This window comes from Paracoccus sp. 228 (genome assembly GCF_000967825.1).
Taxonomy (GTDB): domain Bacteria; phylum Pseudomonadota; class Alphaproteobacteria; order Rhodobacterales; family Rhodobacteraceae; genus Paracoccus; species Paracoccus marcusii.
On sequence record NZ_JYGY01000006.1, the window covers coordinates 139,925 to 157,236 of the forward strand.

Sequence of the window (17,312 nt, forward strand, 5' to 3'; positions counted from 1 at the left end):
TCAGCGTTCCCCCGTCACGCGCTTGCGGATGGCGTTGTTGAAGACCACGGCCAACAGCAGCATCGCCCCCAGGAAGACCTGGAACCAGTCCTGGTCGAAGCCGGTATAGGTCAGCCCGATGGTGACCATGCCGAAGATGATCGCCCCGAAGAACGCCCCGACGGCAGAGCCGTAGCCCCCCGTCAGCAGGCAGCCCCCGATGACGGCGGCGATGATCGCCTCGAATTCCTTCATGAAGCCGCGGCGCGCGTCGGTCGAGCCGGTGTCGATCACGGTGATGATGGCGACCAGCGTCGCGGCCAGGGCGGTCAGGATGAACAGCGTGATCTTGACCCGGCGCACCGGCACGCCGGAATTGGAGGCCGCGGTCTTGTCGCCGCCGGTGGCGAAGATCCAGTTCCCTGCCGCCGTGCGCAGCAGCACGAAGGTCGCCAGCCCCGCCACGCCCAGGAACCACAGGATCTCGACCGGGATGCCGGGGACCGAGGGTGCGCCGTTGTTCAGCGTCGCGATGATCCCCCGATCGCCCAGCCAGCGGAACAGGCCCGGAAAGGCGTCGCCCGAGAAGATCGGCGTCAGCCAGTCGCCCGCCACCGTCTCGCGCACGCCGCGCAGCTGGGTCGAGCCGTTGGTGAAGAGCTTCAGTCCTACCAGCGACGCGCCGCGCAGGATGAACAGGAAGGCCAGCGTCACGATGAAGCTGGGCAGCCCGGTGCGCAGAACGATGGCCCCGTTCACCGCGCCGGTCGCGGCCGCGAAGGCCATCGTCAGCGGGATCGCAAGGATCAGCGGCAGGCCCAGATTGACGACCAGCACGCCGAAGATCATCCCCGCGAAGGCCACCATCGAGCCGATCGACAGGTCGAATTCGCCCCCGATCATCAGCAGTGCGGCGGCGATGCCAAGGATGCCCAGCTGGGCCGCGGGCGTCAGGAAGTTCATGATGCCCGCCAGCGTGAACATCGACGGGCTGGCGGTGGTCAGAAAGAAGATCGTCACCAGGATCAGGCCGCCGATGGCCCCCAGTTCGGGGCGCTTCATCAGGCGCGTCATCATGGATTCCGTGGCGATCCGTTCGTCTTGCGATGCGATCTCAGTCATCGGGGGTCCCCCTGCTGGCAAAGCGGGGCGGGCGCGGATGGCGCGCCCGCCGATAGGCTTAGCGGATGCCCTGGGCGGACAGCTCGATCACCTGGGCGGCGCTGTCCTGGGTCACCAGGTTCGGCCCCGAGGGCACGTCACCGCCCGGCATCAGGCCGTACTGGGCATTCAGCGCCAGGAAGGCGACCGGCAGGTAACCCTGCAGGAACTGCTGCTGGTCGATGGCGAAGGCGGCCTTGCCGTCGGCCACCGCCTGCAGGAAGCCCGCTGACAGATCGAAGCTGGCGATCATCACGTCGTCGCGGCCAAGCGCCTCGGCGGCGGCCACGGCGGGCTCTCCGACCAGGCTGGCGCCCAGGCCCAGGACCGTGTCGACCTCGGGGTCGGATTCCAGCGCGGCGCGGACCTTGGACTGCACCTCGGTCGGGTCGTTGGCCGTGGGCACGACCGTCACCGGATGGCCGAAGCCCTCGGCAAAGCCGTCGCAGCGCTGGTCCAGACTGACGTTGCCGACCTCTTGGTTGACGCAGATGCCCTTGGTCCCGCCCATTTCGGCCAGCCGCTGCCCCGCGGCCACGCCGGCGTCGTATTCCGACTGTCCCACATGCAGCAGCGCGCCCAGATCGGCCGCCACATCCGAGCCGGAGTTCATTGAGATCACCGGGATGCCCGCCTCGACCGCGCGCTGGATCGAGGGCCCAAGCGCATCGGCATCGGGGATCGACACGACCAGCCCGTCGGGCTGCTGGTTCACGGCGGCATCGATCAGCTGGCCCATGGCGACCATGTCAAAGACCTCGGGCGATCGGAAATCGACCGTCGCACCGGTATGTTCGCCCGCCTTGGCGGCACCGTTCTTAACGACCGACCAGAAGGGGTCGTTGGCCTGGCCATGCGCCACCACGATGATGTTCTGCGCCATCGCGGGCGCGGCAAGGGCGAGCAGCGCCGTCACGGCGGCCGAGGCTGTCAGTTTGGTCATGTCTTTCCTCCCTGTTGATCGTTCGAAGGGACGCAGGCGACCCCCCGTCATTCCCGGCATCTCCCCTGCCGGATCGCTTGAAGGCCCGTCGCGCCGTCCTCGCGGTCGCGGCGGGCCCGGAACTGTCAGCCCTGAAGGGGGACGGTCTCTCCGGTCCGGGCGGCGCGGGTGGCAGCCTCGGCCAGAGCCAGCGCGGCGATGCCGTCGGCAAGCGTCACCGGCTGCGGCCGTCCGTCCAGGACCGCGCCAACGAAGGCGTCCCATTCCGCGGCATAGGCGGGCATGTAGCGTTCCAGGAAGAAATAGGTGGGCTTTCCCGACACCACCCCGTCCACCGTCGAACGGACGACCGTGTTCTCCAGCATGTTCCCGGCCTGCAGCAGACCCGTCGCGCCCAGCAGCTCGACCCGCTGGTCGTATCCATAGACGGCCCGGCGGCTGTTCTTGATGACCGCGATGCGCCCGTCGCCATAGCGCAGCGTCACGACTGCGGTGTCCACGTCGCCCGCCGCGCCGATGCGGGGGTCGACGATGCTGCTGCCCACCGCGCTGACGGACACGGGCGCATCGCCCATCAGGAAATTGGCCATGTCGAAGTCATGGATCATCATGTCGCGGAACAGCCCGCCGGACACCTTGATGTAATCGACCGGCGGCGGCGCCGGATCGAAGGAGGTGATCGACAGCAGTTCCGGCTTGCCGATATCGCCCTTCAGCAGCGACGCCTTGAGCGCCGCGAAATTCGGGTCAAATCGGCGGTTGAAACCGATCATCACGGTTGCCGCCCGGTCCGCCACGGCCTCCAGACAGCGCTGTGCCCGGTCCAGCGACAGATCCACGGGCTTTTCGCACAGCACGGCCTTGCCCGACCGGGCCGCAGCCTCGATCAAATCCGAATGCGTGTCGGTCGAGGTCGCGATCAGCACGGCGTCGATCCCGGGATCGTTCAGGATCGCGTCGGAGCTGCGGGCCTCGGCGCCATGCGCGGCGGCAAGGGTGCTGGCGGCCTCTGCGTGGATGTCCGACACCGCCACCAGGGTGGAGCGGGTATGGCCCGCGATGTTCACCGCGTGAACCTGTCCGATCCTGCCGGCACCCAGCAAACCCACCTTCAGCATCCGAATCCCCCCATCGCGTTCGCGGCCTCTCCCTGCCGCTGCGTCATCATGGGTACACTGATTGCACGCGCGTGCAAGCATTTTTTGCACGCGCGTGCTTTTCTTGCTGTGGTAGCCTTTTGGCTGCCGTATAGCTATCGACAGGACAGGCCACCGATCATGACAGGAGCCAGCCATGAGCAAGCCCGACCGGTTCGACAGTGTGACCGCGGACGATGTCGCGATCGCCGCCGGCGTGTCGCGCTGGACGGTCAACCGCGCCTTCAAGAAGGACGCCTCGATCTCGGCCAAAAGCCGAGAGAAAGTGATGTCCGCCGCGCAGGCGCTTGGCTATATCCCCGATCTCAGCGCGTCGGCCCTGGCATCGACGCGGTCGAACCTTGTGGCGCTGCTGGTCGATGACTTTGCCAACCCGCACAAGCTGGTGATGATGGATTGCCTGACCCGGGCGCTGCGGGGACGGGGCCTGGACACGCTGCTGGTCAACACGCTTGACCGCGAGGACACGACCCCGGCGCTGATCAATGCCAGCCAGCGGCGGGTGGACGCCACGATCCTGATTGGCATCCAGTTCGACGACGACGTGCTGGCAGCGGCCCATCGGGCGCATCGCTTCAAGAAGCTGATCATCTTTGCCCGGACCTCCCGCAACCCCGACACGATCTCCATTGCCGTGGACGACGAGATCGCGACCAAGGAGATTGCGCATTACGTGATTGCCAAGGGATATCGCCGCCCGCTGTATGTCGCCGGACCCAACACGGCGTCGGCGCATCTGTTGCGCAAGGAGACCTTCGCCCTGGTCTGGCAGGACCGGTTCGGCCACGTCCCCGAGACGGTTTCGGTGCCGCGCTATGATCCCATCCTGTCGGCCGAGATCGCGTTCCGGACATTGCACGGCCGCAAGGGCGCCGATCTGCCCGACGTGATCGTCTGCGAGAACGATGCCCTGGCCTTGGGTGCCATCGACACGATCCGCTACAGGCTGGGACTGCGCGTTCCCCAGGACATCGCGGTCGTCGGCTTCGACGACGTACCGCAGGCCGCCAGCCCGCACTATCAGTTGACCACATACCGTCAGCCGCTTGCCGAGATGGCCGGTTACCTTGTCGACGTCCTGGAAAGCGCGGATTCAAGGAACCTGGACCGCAAGTTCACCGGCGAATTGGTCATCCGGCACAGCGCCTGAGATGGCATGAAGGCAGGCATGATTGGGTGACGGTCGATTTGGTCCTGATGCCATGCGCCGATGATCGGCACAGATGATCGTGAAGGACAGCTTTGATCCGCAGACGTCCCTGCTGACCGGACTTGCCATACCGTTCTAACAGTTACGACAGTTCGTTCAAGGCGCGCCGAAAACGTGGATGCTGGCGACGGCGACCTGGTACGTCAGGCTGGTCTTGCCACCGGGGAAAGGATGCCTAAGAGCATGATTTCTGCGTATTAGGGCAGGGGGCCGGGTATCCGACCAGTCTAACGGCTGCCGGATGATAATCGCACCTGGTCTTCACGTCGAGGCAATCCTTTCGCCGCTGGCTCGCTTGAACAAAAAGATCAGTCCTATCGCGGTACGAATGACACGGGCAGATGCAGCGCCTGGATCGACATGGATTAAGAACCGTGCAGCCAGCTTGGCCCAGTTGCCGTGTCCATCTTCGACCTTCGCTGTGCGGGGGTGCACCGCCCGAGCAGCCTCTGCCGTGCCGTCCAGTGCCGACCGTAGACCCCAGGTATGGGACAGGGCGTAGTTGGTTCGACGCTATCGCTCAGCGTCGCTTGGCCCAGTTGCCCGGCATCATGCGTCAGGATCCGTTTGCGTCGATCGCGTGGGAACAGCCGGATGCTGAAAGGCGCCTCCAACAGACGGATCTGCTGTCTGACGGTCGGGGGATCATGCCCAGCTCAGTCGCCGCAGCGCCGACCGAACCCTGTGGAGCTCCTGTCTCGAAGCACTCAATGGTCTTGATATTGACGTCACGCTTGATGCACGGACATTCCGCGAAACTGCCTAGGCTGTCCGGTCGCTACCAGGACAGCCGAACTATCACCTTCCGATAATCGGACTTATGTCACATCTTGAACTGATCGACATCAAGGTGCCGAACAAAAGTTGGTTGGAATGCGTGACGCGCGGAGACAAAGGTTACGTCTCAACTGCAAAGGCCATGACGGTTCTCAATTCTCGCGCGGCAATCCTATCGACGATCGCCCCCGCACCGTCTGAACCCACACATTCGGCCCAAGCATTTCCGACAGCTTGGCGGTACAACAGCCCGCCATTGTCGAGCCTTGTCGCACCGTGAAAGCCTGATGTCGTTCGCCCTACTCACTGATCCTCAATATCGTAAGCTGCAGTGTGAAACGCGACCTCAAGCCGCTGGACCTTGCCGAACAGGGTTACCAGTTCGGCGGAGCGGGCTTCCGGAAGATCACGCCCAAAAGCATCCACCTTTTCCTTCAGCCACTGTGCCTGGGCGCGAAACTCTGGGGCCGCATGGAGGGCGATCCAGTCCTGACGCATGGGGTCGGTCAGCGCGGCGTCTCGATGCGCAGTGCACCATGTCCAATACATCCACTCCGCGGCGAACATCGCGGTGATGATGTCGGCGAAATCGCCATCGCGGGCGATGGCCAGCATGCCGTCGCGGAACCCCGCCACACGCGGGTCGGCCTGCAGGGCCGGATCCGGGGCAAGTCCGCAGCGCGCATAGGCGTCGCGGAAATAGTCCATCTGCCCATGGGCCAGTGCATCCAGCGACGCAATCAGCTTGCGTCGGTCCTGCAGGTTGTCGGCCTTGGCGACCGCATAACCGAAGATCGCGATGGCGGTTTCGACGAACGCCCCCTCGATCAGCAGATAACGGTCGAAGGCCGTGTCCGGTAGGGTGTCGGTCGCCAGATCGCGGACGAAGGGATGGGTGACCATCGCGTCGAACGCCGCGGCCTCCTCGGTCAGCATCCGCTCGGACAGGGTCACAGCCCGGCCTCGGCGGCGGCGACGAAGCGGCGGACGCGTTCCGGTTCGACGGGATTCCACCAGACACCGCCCTCCTTCAGCGACGACGCCACGATCACGCCATTGGTCCGGCCCAGGATGGCCACGATATTGTCTTCGGTCACGCCCGAGCCGACCAGCAGCGGCAGATGCGTCGCGCCGCCGATCTCGTCGATCTCGTCCATGCTGGCGCTATCGCCGGTGCGCTGACCGGTGGCGATGATGCAGTCGCTGTCGAAAAAGCCCAGGTCGCGCGTCAGTTCGGGGATGGACCGGTCCGCCACGATGGCGTGGCTGCCGTGCTTTACATGCGCGTCGGTGAAGATGCGGACATGTTCGGCGCGCAGCAGCGACCTGTAGCGCAGCGCCTCTGCCGCGCGCCCTTCCATGAAGCCCTCGTTCGCGACATAGGCGTTGGCCCATTGGTTCACGCGGATGAAATCGGCACCCCCTGCCACGGCGGTGGCCAGCGCCGGAAGCGGGGCGTTCGCCAGCACGTTGATGCCGATGGGCAGGCCGAAGGCGCGCTTGATGCGATCGGTCACGACGGACAGGAAGGCCGGGGTCTCGGGGCCGATCTCGTCGGGCTTGGAAAAGGGAATGTCGCCGTGATTTTCGACGATCAACCCGTGCATTCCCCCTTGCACCAGACGTTCCGCATCGCGCATGCAGGTATCGTAGATGTCGTCCATCGACGCACCGCGATACCGCGGCGCACCGGGAAAGGCAGGGCAATGAATCATTCCGATCAAGGCCTTGTCTCGTCCGAAGATGTCGCGGATGGCCCCTGCGGGTCGGTCGGAAATCAGTGTCATGGGTTGACCTTTCAAGAAAGCGGAGAGTGGTGATGAAGGCATTCGTGATCGGGAACGCGGCGCTGGACGAGACCGTGTCGGTCGACGACTTTCCCAGGCCGGGTGCCTCGATCTTCGGGCAGGCGCTGTCGCAGGATCTGGGCGGCAAGGGGGTCAATCAGGCGGTTGCGATGGCCCGGACCGGGCTGGCATGTCACCTGATCGCCGCAGTGGGCCAGGACGCCCGCGGGCGCGAGATCGCGGCGCGCCTGGCGGCCGAGCCGGTGATGGCGCAGCTGATCGCCCTGCCCGGCGTGGCGACCGACAATTCGATCATCCTGATGGCCGGTCATGGTGAAAATGCCGTGATCACCACGCGTGCCGCGGCAGGTGCCATGACCCCGGACCATGCCATCGCCGCATTGGAAAAGGCCGCACCGGGCGATCTGCTGGTCCTGCAGGGCAATCTGGGTGCGGCGACGACCGGCGCGGCATTGCGCGCGGCCCGGGCGCGCGGGATGCGCACCGCGCTGAACCCCTCGCCCATGCAGGATTACGTGGCCGAACTGTGGCCTCTGGTCGATTGCGCCTTCGTCAACGAGGACGAGGCCGCGATGCTGGGGGGTGACGCGGCGCTGCTGGCGCAGGGCGTTGCCGAGGTCGTCCTGACGCTTGGGGCGCGCGGCGCGGCCCTGGTCCGTCCCGGCGCACGGATCGACGCGCCGGCATCCCCCTGCGTGGTCGTGGACACCACCGGGGCGGGCGACTGCTTCATGGCGGTGGCGCTGGCCTCGGCCGCGCTGCGGGGCGCACCCCTGGACGCGCGCGCGCTGCGCCATGCGGCCATCGCGGCGGCCTGGACGGTGGGACGCGCGGGCACCGTCAGCGCCTTTCCCGACACGGGCGCGATGCGCGCGATCCTGGCGAGCGACTGATCGGGTCACCGCGCGACCAGCCAACCGAACAGGTTCTTCCACAACGTGCCATAGCCCGGCCAGTCGCAGAATTCGGGCGACAGCCAGTGCGGCCCCACATCCGACGTCCAGGCCGCCGTGCGCCCCTGCCCGTGCTGGCCCAGGACCAGCAGCGGATGGCCGCCCTGATCCTCGGGCAGGCGCGCCACGACGGTGGCGCCGTCGCGGACCATCACCTCGTTCACGCCCAGGATCGGTGGCCAGGCAGCGGGCATCTCCGCCATCACGGCATGATCCGGCAGCAGGATGTCGGCCTGCGCACCTTCGGGGATCTCGACGCGGTCGTCCCAGGGGTGGCATGTGACGGGCAGCGTGTCCTCGACCGCGGTGCCCCGCCAGCGCGCCCGACCGTCGATGCCCTGGAACGAGAAATATCCTCCGATCATCAGCAGGTTGCCCCCCTGCGCCACCCACTCCTTCAGCAGCCGCAGCCGGTTCGGCACGGTCTTGGACCGCAGCCAGACATCGGGCGGCAGCAGGAAGGTGTTCGCGCCGATGTCCGACAGGATAATGATGTCATAGGGCGCCAGCCCCTCCATCGCGAAGGGGAACCCTTCGGCGGCGTCATGGGCGGTCATGTAGTCGATGCGAAAATCGCTGTCCTTCATCGCCTCCAGCAGGGGCGTCGCCCCGGTGTGGAACCGGACCGAGCCGAACTGGTCGAAGCCCTTGTAATGCGTTTCCGAGGTGGTCCAGCTTTCGCCCACCAGAAGCACGCGGGTTGTCATGGGTCGTTCCTTTCGCGGATGTCAGAAGGTGGCGTCGAAGACGCGGCGCGGGTTGGTCACCATCAGCCGGTCGCAGTCGGAGGCCGACAGGCCGTGGCGCATCAGGCGCGGCAGGAAATGGCGGGTCACGAAGGCGTAGCCGTTGCCGCCGTATCGGGTCAGCATCATCTTGATGAACACGTCCTGCGACAGCAGGATGCGGTCCAGGAACCCCTGTTCGGCCAGGCCCAGGATGGCGCGGGCCACCTGGTCGTCGGACGGGCACTGCACCCCCTGATCGGCATAGAAGAAATCCATGCCGATCATGTCGAATTCGACAAAGGCACCGCGCTGCGCAAGCGTCGCCTGATAGACCGGATCGTCATGCGAGGGGTTCATATGGCACAGCACCGTGTGGCGCAGGTCCCCGCCCTCGGATTCGACCACGTCCAGCACCCGGTGTCCAAGCCGGAACCAGCCCGGCAGATGCACCATCAGCGGCAGCCCGGTGCGCGCCTGCGCCCGCGCCGCGCCACGGAGCGACTTCTCCTCCTCGGGCGTGAAATCGGACGACACGCCGATCTCTCCGATCAGGCCGATGCGGGCATCGGTGCCGTCGGTGCCGGTCAGCGCCTCGGCCACGATCTGGTCGGCGATGGCGTCGATGGAGAGGGGCGCCACTGTGTCGGGCATGGAGCTGGCCAGGTAATAGCCCGCGCCCATCACGATGTTCAGCCCGGTCTCTGCCGCGATCCGGCGCAGGGTCGTGGGGTCGCGCCCGATGCCGCGGCAGGTCGGGTCCACCACGCTGCGCCCGCCCGCGGCGGTGAAGGCGCGCAACTCCTCGATCGCCAGATCGGGATCGTCCAGCGCGATGTTGTGGCGGTTCACGAAGGGGTCTTGGCGCAGTTCGGACAGGATCTCGATGCCGACCGGGCTGTCGGCCAGATATTGCCGCGCCGGGTCCGTGGGCGCGTTCCACCAGCAGCGACAGTCGTTCTGCAGATGCTCGTGCATCAGCGTATGGCCCAGATCGGCCGAGGGGATCGGGCCGGTGACGGTCATCACCTGGCCCGACCGGACATGGCAGGGGGACAGCTCGCTCATCCGCGTGCCCTCCCGAAGCGGAAGCCCCGGTCGAACAGCTTGGTGTTCAGCCAGATGGCGACCAGGATGATCGCGCCCGTCACGATCTGCGTGAAGAACGGAGAGATGTGCAGCAGGATCAGCCCGTTTCCGATCACCGCGATGGTCATGGTGCCCAGGACGGTGCCCAGCATCGAGGCCTTGCCGCCCATCAGCGACGTCCCGCCCAGCACCACGGCCGCGATGACCTGCAGCTCGAACCCCTGCGCCGCGTTCGACGACCCGGAGCCGAGCCGCGCCGCGATCAGCATCCCCGCCACGGCGGAGGCCAGCCCCGCCACCACATAGACCGAGGCCAGCACGCGTTTCGCGGGCATGCCCACCCGACGCGCAGCCTCCATGTTGGACCCGACCGCGATCACCTGGCGGCCATATTGCGTGCGCAGCATCACGACAAAGCCCAGGCCCGCGATCAGCAAGGCGATCAGCGCAGGCACCGGAAAGCCCGCCAGCGTGCCGCGCCCCAGCCAGAAGAAACCCGGCACGTCGGTGATGGGGATCGAATAGCCCTCGGTCAGGTACAGCGCAAAGCCGCGCAGGATCGACAGGCCCGCCAGCGTCACGATGAAGGCCGGGATGCCCTGGTACGAGATGAACCACCCCTGCACCGCGCCGACCCCCGCACCCAAGGCCAGCATCAGCAGCACGACGACCGGCCAGGGCAGGCCCGCGCCGATGGCGATGGCGCAGACCGCGTTGATCAGCGCCACCTGCGATCCGACCGACAGGTCGATCCCGGCGGTGGTGATGACCATGGTCATGGCGACGGCCACGATCAGGATCGGCGCCGCCTGACGAAGGATGTTCAGCAGGTTGCCCGCGCTGAGAAAGGTCGAACTGGCCATCCCGAAGATGGCCATGCACAGCAGGAAGAACATCGCGATGGACAGGACCTGCGCATGTTCGCCCACGAAATCGGCCAGGGGCGACCCGGCCTTGCGTTCGGTATAGACAGCCATCAATGGCCTCCCTTGCCGACGATCAGGTCGACCAGTTCCTGAAGGTTCGTGTCGGGGGTCAGGCGTTCGGCGACCTTGGTGCCCTCGTACATGACGGCGATGCGGTCGCAGACGCGGAACAGGTCCTGCATCCGGTGCGTGACCAGCACCACCGCGACGCCGCGCGCCTTGACCCGGTTGATCAGGGCCAGCACGGCCTCGACCTCGGCCACGGCAAGGGCCGAGGTCGGCTCGTCCATGATCAGCACCTTGGGGTCGAAGCTGGCGGCGCGGGCGATGGCGATGGCCTGGCGCTGACCGCCCGACAGCTTCTCCACCTTGGCGGTCAGGCGCGGGATGCGGATCTCCAGCGCCGCCAGCATGCGTTCGGCCTCGGCCAGCATGCGCGGCTGGTCCAGGAACAGGCCACGCTTCAGCTCGCGGCCCAGGAACAGGTTTCCGACGACATCGACGTGATCACACAGCGACAGGTCCTGATAGACCATCTCGATCTTCTGCGCGCGCGCCTCGGACGGCGTGGAAAAGCGCACGGGCCTGCCGTCCAGCAGGATCTGCCCGCCATCCGGGACATAGGTGCCCGACATCACCTTGGACAGCGTGGACTTGCCGGCGGCATTGTCGCCGATCAGCCCCAGGCATTCGCCGGCGCGGATGTCCAGGTCCACCCCGCGCAGCGCCTGATGCGACCCGAATGTCTTGGTGATGCCCTGCAGGGACAGGATCGCGGGGTGACCTGCAGGGGGATGGTCCCCCTGCCTGAACTGATGGACCGCTGCGATCACTGGAACGCGGCCCGATAGGGTTCGACGTTCTCCTGCGTGACGATGGTGACGGGGACCGAGATCACCGGCTCGACCGTGCCGCCATCCGCCAGCGTGCCAAGCGCGGTCACGGCCGCCGCACCCATGCCCGCCGGGTCCTGCTGGATCACCGCCTTGACATAGCCCGCATCGATCCCGGCAATCGCCTGTGCGGTCAGGTCCCAGCCATAGACGGCGATGTCGGCCTGCCGACCCTGGCTTTCCACGGCCGCCACCGCGCCAAGCAATGCGGGCTCTCCCGTCGCATAGATGGCGGTCAGGTCCGGGTTGGCGGTCATCAGGTTCTCGGCCGCCCCCAAGGCGGTGTCCTGCACGTTCTGGCCGTCCACCGTGCCCGCGATGCTGACCTTGGCGCTGTCCAGGGCACCCGTGAACCCGTCCATGCGCACGTTCTGGATGAACGAGTTCAGCGCGCCCACGATGCCCAGGGTGGACCCTTCGGGCAGCGCGTCGTTGACCACGGCCGCCAGGTCGGCGCCGGCCTGGGCGTTGTCCACGCCGATCTGGGCCGATTGCAGCCCTTCGGGCAGGATGGCGTCGATGGCCACGACCGGGATGCCGGCATCGACGGCCTGCTGGACCGCGGGCATGATGCCGTTCACGTCGATGGCCACGACGGCGATGCCGTCCACGCCCTCCTGGATATACGTCTCGATCGCGCTGTTCTGCGCCGCGGGATCGTTGTTCGCGTTGAAGATCAGCAGTTCGGCACCCGCGGCATCGGCGGCCTCCTGCGCACCGCGGTTCATGTCGTTGAAGAACAGTGCCTGCTGGTTGATCTGGACCAGCGCAAAGGTCTTGCCGTCCTGCGCCAGCGCGGGCAGGGCCGCAGCGATCAGGCCGGTCGTCATCATCGCACCCAGGGTGCGGCGGGTCAGGGTCGTCATGGTCATTCCTCGCTGTTGGGGTTGCGGTGGAAGGGGCGGATCGGCGGCGCAACAGAGTTCCGCTCGATCAGCGTGACATCCAGCAGCACCTCTGACGGGTGATTGGCCGGATCGGCATTGTCCGTCGCCAGCAGCAGCTTCAGCGCGTGCTGGCCCAGGTCGCGGACAGGCTGACGCACCGCGGTCACGGCGGGTGCGAAAAGATGCAGCGGCCCCACGTCGTCGAACCCGACGACCGAGACCTCCTGCGGAATGGGAATGCCGGCCTCTGCCAGAACCTCGTACAGGCCGATCAGCAGTTCGTCGGACGTGGCAAAGATGGCCGTCGGACGGGACGCCGGGTCCCGCGCGACGAAGGCTTGGCCAGCCGCGCGTCCGGCAGAGACGGTGTAAAGCCCGCTGATCCGGTCGATCGCATGATCCGGCCCCGACACCTCCGCGATCCCGGCAGAAAAGCCCTCGAAGCGGCGGGCGCCGCTGACCATCTCGTCGACGCCGCCGACGAACAGCACGTGACGATGGCCCTGTTGCGCCAGATGACGCCCGGCCAGCCAGCCGCCGCGACGGTTGTCGCAGAAGATCTTGGGTGCGGTCGTGCCCACGACATCCTCGTCCACGACCACGCAGCGCGGAAGGTGGTTGATCTTCTGGGCCAGCCTGTCGGTGCCGGCATGGTTGGTGACGAAGATCAGCCCGTCGGCATGGCCGGTCCGCACCAGGTCAAGATAGGAGAGTTCGCGTTCTGGAGAGTTCAGCGTCGCATAAAGCGCCAGTGCCAGCCCCATGTCGCTTGCTTCGGCCTCGACGGCGCCGACCAGCGCGGCAAAGAACGGGCTGGAGATGTCGGGAACGATCAGGGCGATCGTGTCCGACCGCCCGAGACTCAGGCGCCGCGCATGGGGATTGGGCGTATAGTTCAGGGTGCGGATCGCCGCATCGATCAGGGACGCAGTCCGTTCGGGCAGCTCCAGCGAGCCGTTCAGATAGCGCGACACCGTCGCCTTGGAGACGCCAGCCGCTGTCGCAACATCCTGAAGATTGGCCAAGCGAGTCCCCTAAAGCTTATAAAGCGGTTTAGTAAACTGGTTTATAAAGCTGACGATGCCGTGGTGATTTCAGTCTGTAAAGATAATTTTAAGGGGTTGGCACATGTCGCCGGTTTTTTCAGCAGCGCCCGATGTGCAAGTCGATCGTCGCGATCCTGCACGCCCTGTCCTATACATGTCCTTGTTGCGGTGCGACATGCCGGCGATGCCGTGTGCCGGGAACCGCCCGTGCGATCCTTGTGTGAACCTGAGGGTGACGGGCGTCGATCCGTTGGACTGCGTGCTTTCGAACTTGGTCTGGCTCATGCCGTGCGCGTCGCGGGATGACGCCAGGACGAAAATGGTGGTCATGCACTAGATCGGGCGCCCTGTCCGCGTCAGACGCAACCGATCTGCGTCACGACGACAACACCTCCGTTCCGCACCGAGAGACTGCAAGGCAACCTTGTCATCCCCTTCATGCGCAAGGCGTTACCACATGTCGCACTCCACCCTGAGGCAACGGACTCCTTCAAGGATCGCCGCCCCACGTTGCCGCACAGGCGATAGAGCAAATCTCACTCGATCCGGGAAATCCCCAAGGAATTCCGCGCCGCGCACCATGCGCCTGCGCAGATTTCTCAGGAACGATGCGCCCGCGTAACGCTTGACCCCAGTATTTCAAGACCAAGAGGGCAAAGCATGAAAAGACTGGCACAGCATCTGGGCCTGCGGGTCGATCCCACGATCTTCTTCATATCGGCAGGCCTCAGCCTGATCTTCGTCGTCCTGCTGGTGGCGATGCCCGGTCCCATCGGGGCCGCGTTTTCCGTCAGCCGGGCCTGGATCGTGACCAACCTGGGCTGGTTCTTCATCCTTGCGGTGAACGTCTGGCTGGGCTTTCTGATCTATGCGGCGATGTCGCGCCACGGGCATATCCGTCTTGGGCCGCGCAACTCCCGGCCCGAATACTCCAACCTCTCGTGGTTCACGATGCTGTTCGCGGGCGGCATCGGCACGGTGCTGATGTTCTGGGGCGTGGCAGAGCCGATCAGCCATTATCAGTCGCCGCCCCTGCCGGGGGTCGAACCCTTCACCCTGACCGCGGCCCAGGATGCCATCGCGATATCGCTCTATCACCTTGCGCTGCACACCTGGACGATCTTTGCCCTGCCCGGGCTAGCCTTCGCCTATTTCATCAACCGCTATGACCTGCCCGTCAGGGTCAGTTCCGTCTTCTACCCGCTGCTGCGCGAGGGGATCTATGGCCCCGCGGGCAAGACTATCGACATCGTCTCCATCCTGGGCACGCTGTTCGGGGTCGCGGTCTCGCTCGGCCTCGGCTCGTCGCAGGTCGCGGCGGGATTATCGGCGCTGTTCGGCTGGTCGAACGACACCGGGTTGCGCCTTGCGATCCTGGGCAGCCTGACGATCGTCGCCACGATCTCGATCGTCGCCGGCTTGGACAAGGGGGTGAAGCTGCTGTCGAACGTCAACATCGGCATGGCCGTCGGCCTGATGCTGTTCGTGCTGGTGACCGGATCGACCCTGTTTCTTCTGCGCGGCGTCGTCGAGACGATCGGCCTGTACCTGTCCAACCTGCCGCGCCTGGCCTTCTGGAACGACATGCTGCACGGCGGCGGGATGGATACCGGCGAATGGGGCTGGCAGGGCGACTGGACGGTGTTCTACTGGGCCTGGACGGTCACCTGGTCGCCCTTCATCGGCCTGTTCGTGGCGCGGATCTCCCGCGGGCGCACGGTCCGCGAATTCGTCTTCGGCGTCCTGCTGGCGCCATCGCTGTTCACCGTCATCTGGTTCGCGATCTTCGGCTGGCAGGCGATGGCCATCGACGGACTGGGAGAGGCGGCGCGTGCCGCGATGGGCCCCGCCGCGGGCAGCATCAGCAACGCCGTCAGCGAATCCGTCCCGCTGGCGATGTTCGCCTTCTTTGCGGAACTGCCTTGGGCACCGCTGATGCAGGGGCTGGCCGTGCTGGTCGTGGCGATCTTCTTTGCCACTTCGTCGGATTCGGCGTCGCTGGTCGTGGACATGCTGTGTACGGGAACGGCGGAACCCGGACCAGTCCGCCAGCGTGTCTTCTGGGGCCTGGCCGAAGGCGCCATCGCCGGAACGCTGATCCTGCTGGCAGGAGAGGCCGGGCTGACGGCCCTGCAGGAGGTGATCACGGTCGTGGGGCTGCCGATCTTCCTGCTGGTCTCGATGATGATCCCGGCCCTGATCCGCGGGTTCGCCGCAGAGGAGATCGACCACATCACGATCGGCAAGCGTCCCGCACTGAGCGAGTTCGACCCCGCCGCCACCGACGAGGCCGACGCCCCGGCCAGGTGACGGGTCGCCCCGTCCCCGGCCGAACGCCCGCGGTTCAGTCGCGGGCGTTCGCCTTGCGCAGCCGCCACAGGCTGGCGCCCAGCACGATGATCGCCATGATGGCATCCGATTTGGGCGTCGGCGCATCCGTTGCGTCACGGCCTGTCCCGGACACGCCGATGGCCTTCTGGCCCGACGACGCGGCGGGCGTCCCGTGACCGGGCGGCGGGGTGTCGGCCTTGACGGCATCGCGCTGGCCCATCGGTTCGGGGGCACCCGTGGTCGTGTCCTCGGAGGTCTGCTGTTCGATCTCGGCGTTCAACTCGGCTCCGGCCAGCACGATGAAGGCCGACAGCCACATCCAGGTCAGCAGCATGATGACCCCGCCCAACGTCCCGTACGTCTCGGTATAGTCGTCGAAGTTCTGGACATAGAGCGAGAACGCCGCGGTGCCCAGGATCCACAGGACCGTGGCCGCCACGGCACCGACGCTGACCCACCGCCACTTGGGGTCGGCGCGCGACGGACCAAAGCGATAGATCGCTGCCAGCCCGATCATGGTCAGCATCGCCATCAGCGGCCATTTCAGCCATTCGGCGGCGGTCTCCAGCGTCGGCGACAGCGGCAGGAACGCGATGACCGACGGCAGCACGATCAGCAGCGCGATCGCGACCGCCAGGCCCAGGATGGCGCATACCGTGATCAGAAGCGCGCTGAGATAGAGCTTGATGAAGCCGCGGCCCTCCTCCTCGTCATAGGCGATGTTCAGCCCCTCCATCAGGGTCATGACGCCCTTCATGGCGCCATAGATCGCGATGGCCAGACCAAAGGCCGCGACCAAGCCGGTCGCCGTCTCATCACCGCTGGTGACCTTCAGGACCTGTTCCTGCAGCACCGCCCCGGCGCTTTCCGGGATCAGGGCCATGACCGTGTCCAGCTGGCTGGCGATGTCGGCGGGGTCCAGCACCAGACCCGCGATCGAGATCAGCGCGGCAAGGGCCGGGAACACCGACAGCAGCGCATAGAACGCGATGCCCGCCGACACGACCGAAATGTGGTCGCTGGCGATCTCGTTCTTCACGCGAACAAGGATCTGCTTCCATTCCGCCATGGAAAATCGTGTCGGAGAGGCTGTCCCCTTCTGGTCTGTCGAAAGGGTCGTCTTGGTACGGGGCACGTGGTTCTCCAGCGCTGTAATGGGCAGGGTCGGCAGGTCCGAAAGCTCACGAATCTGTCATCTGTGCAGACGTAAGGCAATCACCGCGACCGGGGTTCCTTGCGCGATCGATGCCCTGCCCGACCGTTGCCCGGTCGCACCGTTCCGCCGCCGCCGACGATCGGACAGAAACGGGTGACCTGTGTCTGTCTGGCCTGTCCCCGACTGCTGTCACGACCGGGGGGTGCCGCTGCCGGGCCGTGGGTGACGTGACCTGCCGTCGGGGTGATCAGGCAAAGAGCTGGAACATTCA

General features: G+C 66.0%; 16 protein-coding genes. 3 read left to right on the forward strand and 13 right to left on the reverse strand.

The window, feature by feature from the left end; all coding sequences use genetic code 11:
- From SY26_RS17380 to iolG, 3 genes are all read right to left on the reverse strand, one after another.
- Positions 1-1,101 (reverse strand): ABC transporter permease, encoded by a 1,101-nt coding sequence (locus SY26_RS17380; RefSeq protein WP_046001567.1) that lies wholly within the window; start codon positions 1,099-1,101, stop codon positions 1-3.
- A 58-nt stretch (positions 1,102-1,159) separates the two neighbouring features.
- A complete protein-coding gene (locus SY26_RS17385; protein WP_046001568.1) occupies positions 1,160-2,083 on the reverse strand; it encodes a sugar ABC transporter substrate-binding protein in 924 nt (307 codons plus the stop codon).
- 125 nt (positions 2,084-2,208) lie between these two features.
- Entirely contained in the window at positions 2,209-3,201 is a 993-nt protein-coding gene (gene iolG / locus SY26_RS17390) for an inositol 2-dehydrogenase (RefSeq protein WP_046001569.1), read from the reverse strand.
- 175 nt (positions 3,202-3,376) lie between these two features.
- Here iolG and SY26_RS17395 point away from each other — a divergent pair, with 175 nt between their 5' ends.
- Positions 3,377-4,390, forward strand: a complete 1,014-nt coding sequence (locus tag SY26_RS17395; RefSeq protein WP_046001570.1) for a LacI family DNA-binding transcriptional regulator — start codon at positions 3,377-3,379, stop codon at positions 4,388-4,390.
- A 1,140-nt stretch (positions 4,391-5,530) separates the two neighbouring features.
- On the opposite strand, the gene SY26_RS17400 is transcribed toward SY26_RS17395, so the two are convergent.
- The gene (locus SY26_RS17400) at positions 5,531-6,181 is read right to left on the reverse strand and encodes a TenA family protein (protein ID WP_232303381.1); all 651 of its coding nucleotides are present in this window, start codon (positions 6,179-6,181) and stop codon (positions 5,531-5,533) included.
- Positions 6,178-7,014, reverse strand: a complete 837-nt coding sequence (locus SY26_RS17405; protein ID WP_046001571.1) for a BtpA/SgcQ family protein — start codon at positions 7,012-7,014, stop codon at positions 6,178-6,180. Before SY26_RS17405 ends, SY26_RS17400 begins: the two co-directional genes overlap by 4 nt.
- Positions 7,015-7,046: 32 nt before the next feature.
- Here SY26_RS17405 and SY26_RS17410 point away from each other — a divergent pair, with 32 nt between their 5' ends.
- Entirely contained in the window at positions 7,047-7,928 is an 882-nt protein-coding gene (locus SY26_RS17410; protein WP_046001572.1) for a PfkB family carbohydrate kinase, read from the forward strand.
- 5 nt (positions 7,929-7,933) lie between these two features.
- On the opposite strand, the gene SY26_RS17415 is transcribed toward SY26_RS17410, so the two are convergent.
- The 7 genes from SY26_RS17415 to SY26_RS21245 form a co-directional block, all read right to left on the reverse strand.
- Positions 7,934-8,695 (reverse strand): glutamine amidotransferase, encoded by a 762-nt coding sequence (locus SY26_RS17415; protein WP_046001573.1) that lies wholly within the window; start codon positions 8,693-8,695, stop codon positions 7,934-7,936.
- A 21-nt stretch (positions 8,696-8,716) separates the two neighbouring features.
- Entirely contained in the window at positions 8,717-9,781 is a 1,065-nt protein-coding gene (locus SY26_RS17420; protein ID WP_046001574.1) for a phosphotriesterase, read from the reverse strand.
- The gene (locus SY26_RS17425) at positions 9,778-10,779 is read right to left on the reverse strand and encodes an ABC transporter permease (protein WP_046001575.1); all 1,002 of its coding nucleotides are present in this window, start codon (positions 10,777-10,779) and stop codon (positions 9,778-9,780) included. Before SY26_RS17425 ends, SY26_RS17420 begins: the two co-directional genes overlap by 4 nt.
- On the reverse strand, positions 10,779-11,561 hold the full coding sequence (locus SY26_RS17430) for an ATP-binding cassette domain-containing protein (protein WP_084693904.1): 783 nt from the start codon (positions 11,559-11,561) through the stop codon (positions 10,779-10,781). Before SY26_RS17430 ends, SY26_RS17425 begins: the two co-directional genes overlap by 1 nt.
- Positions 11,558-12,487, reverse strand: coding sequence for a substrate-binding domain-containing protein (locus SY26_RS17435; RefSeq protein WP_046001576.1), 930 nt, complete (start codon positions 12,485-12,487; stop codon positions 11,558-11,560). The genes SY26_RS17430 and SY26_RS17435 overlap by 4 nt, the downstream gene beginning before the upstream one ends.
- A gap of 2 nt (positions 12,488-12,489) precedes the next feature.
- Positions 12,490-13,533: a LacI family DNA-binding transcriptional regulator gene (locus SY26_RS17440; protein ID WP_046001577.1), complete on the reverse strand. Its 1,044-nt coding sequence runs from the start codon at positions 13,531-13,533 to the stop codon at positions 12,490-12,492.
- Between the two features lie 69 nt (positions 13,534-13,602).
- Positions 13,603-13,884 (reverse strand): hypothetical protein, encoded by a 282-nt coding sequence (locus SY26_RS21245; protein ID WP_157020516.1) that lies wholly within the window; start codon positions 13,882-13,884, stop codon positions 13,603-13,605.
- A gap of 330 nt (positions 13,885-14,214) precedes the next feature.
- On the opposite strand from SY26_RS21245, the gene SY26_RS17450 reads away from it, so the two are divergent.
- Positions 14,215-15,864, forward strand: coding sequence for a BCCT family transporter (locus SY26_RS17450; protein ID WP_046001579.1), 1,650 nt, complete (start codon positions 14,215-14,217; stop codon positions 15,862-15,864).
- 34 nt (positions 15,865-15,898) lie between these two features.
- On the opposite strand, the gene SY26_RS17455 is transcribed toward SY26_RS17450, so the two are convergent.
- Positions 15,899-16,954 (reverse strand): YihY/virulence factor BrkB family protein, encoded by a 1,056-nt coding sequence (locus SY26_RS17455; RefSeq protein ID WP_052715349.1) that lies wholly within the window; start codon positions 16,952-16,954, stop codon positions 15,899-15,901.
- Between the last annotated feature and the right edge of the window lie 358 nt (positions 16,955-17,312).

Excerpts from the sequence above, each read along its gene's own strand:
- SY26_RS17455 (WP_052715349.1), bottom strand. The coding sequence starts at position 16,954 with ATGGCGGAATGGAAGCAGATCCTTGTTCGCGTGAAGAACGAGATCGCC.
- SY26_RS17380 (WP_046001567.1), bottom strand. The coding sequence starts at position 1,101 with ATGACTGAGATCGCATCGCAAGACGAACGGATCGCCACGGAATCCATG.
- SY26_RS17415 (WP_046001573.1), bottom strand. The coding sequence starts at position 8,695 with ATGACAACCCGCGTGCTTCTGGTGGGCGAAAGCTGGACCACCTCGGAA.
- iolG (WP_046001569.1), bottom strand. The coding sequence starts at position 3,201 with ATGCTGAAGGTGGGTTTGCTGGGTGCCGGCAGGATCGGACAGGTTCAC.
- SY26_RS17385 (WP_046001568.1), bottom strand. The coding sequence starts at position 2,083 with ATGACCAAACTGACAGCCTCGGCCGCCGTGACGGCGCTGCTCGCCCTT.
- SY26_RS17450 (WP_046001579.1), top strand. The coding sequence starts at position 14,215 with ATGAAAAGACTGGCACAGCATCTGGGCCTGCGGGTCGATCCCACGATC.
- SY26_RS17405 (WP_046001571.1), bottom strand. The coding sequence starts at position 7,014 with ATGACACTGATTTCCGACCGACCCGCAGGGGCCATCCGCGACATCTTC.
- SY26_RS21245 (WP_157020516.1), bottom strand. The coding sequence starts at position 13,884 with ATGACCACCATTTTCGTCCTGGCGTCATCCCGCGACGCGCACGGCATG.
- SY26_RS17435 (WP_046001576.1), bottom strand. The coding sequence starts at position 12,487 with ATGACGACCCTGACCCGCCGCACCCTGGGTGCGATGATGACGACCGGC.
- SY26_RS17410 (WP_046001572.1), top strand. The coding sequence starts at position 7,047 with ATGAAGGCATTCGTGATCGGGAACGCGGCGCTGGACGAGACCGTGTCG.
- SY26_RS17425 (WP_046001575.1), bottom strand. The coding sequence starts at position 10,779 with ATGGCTGTCTATACCGAACGCAAGGCCGGGTCGCCCCTGGCCGATTTC.
- SY26_RS17420 (WP_046001574.1), bottom strand. The coding sequence starts at position 9,781 with ATGAGCGAGCTGTCCCCCTGCCATGTCCGGTCGGGCCAGGTGATGACC.
- SY26_RS17395 (WP_046001570.1), top strand. The coding sequence starts at position 3,377 with ATGAGCAAGCCCGACCGGTTCGACAGTGTGACCGCGGACGATGTCGCG.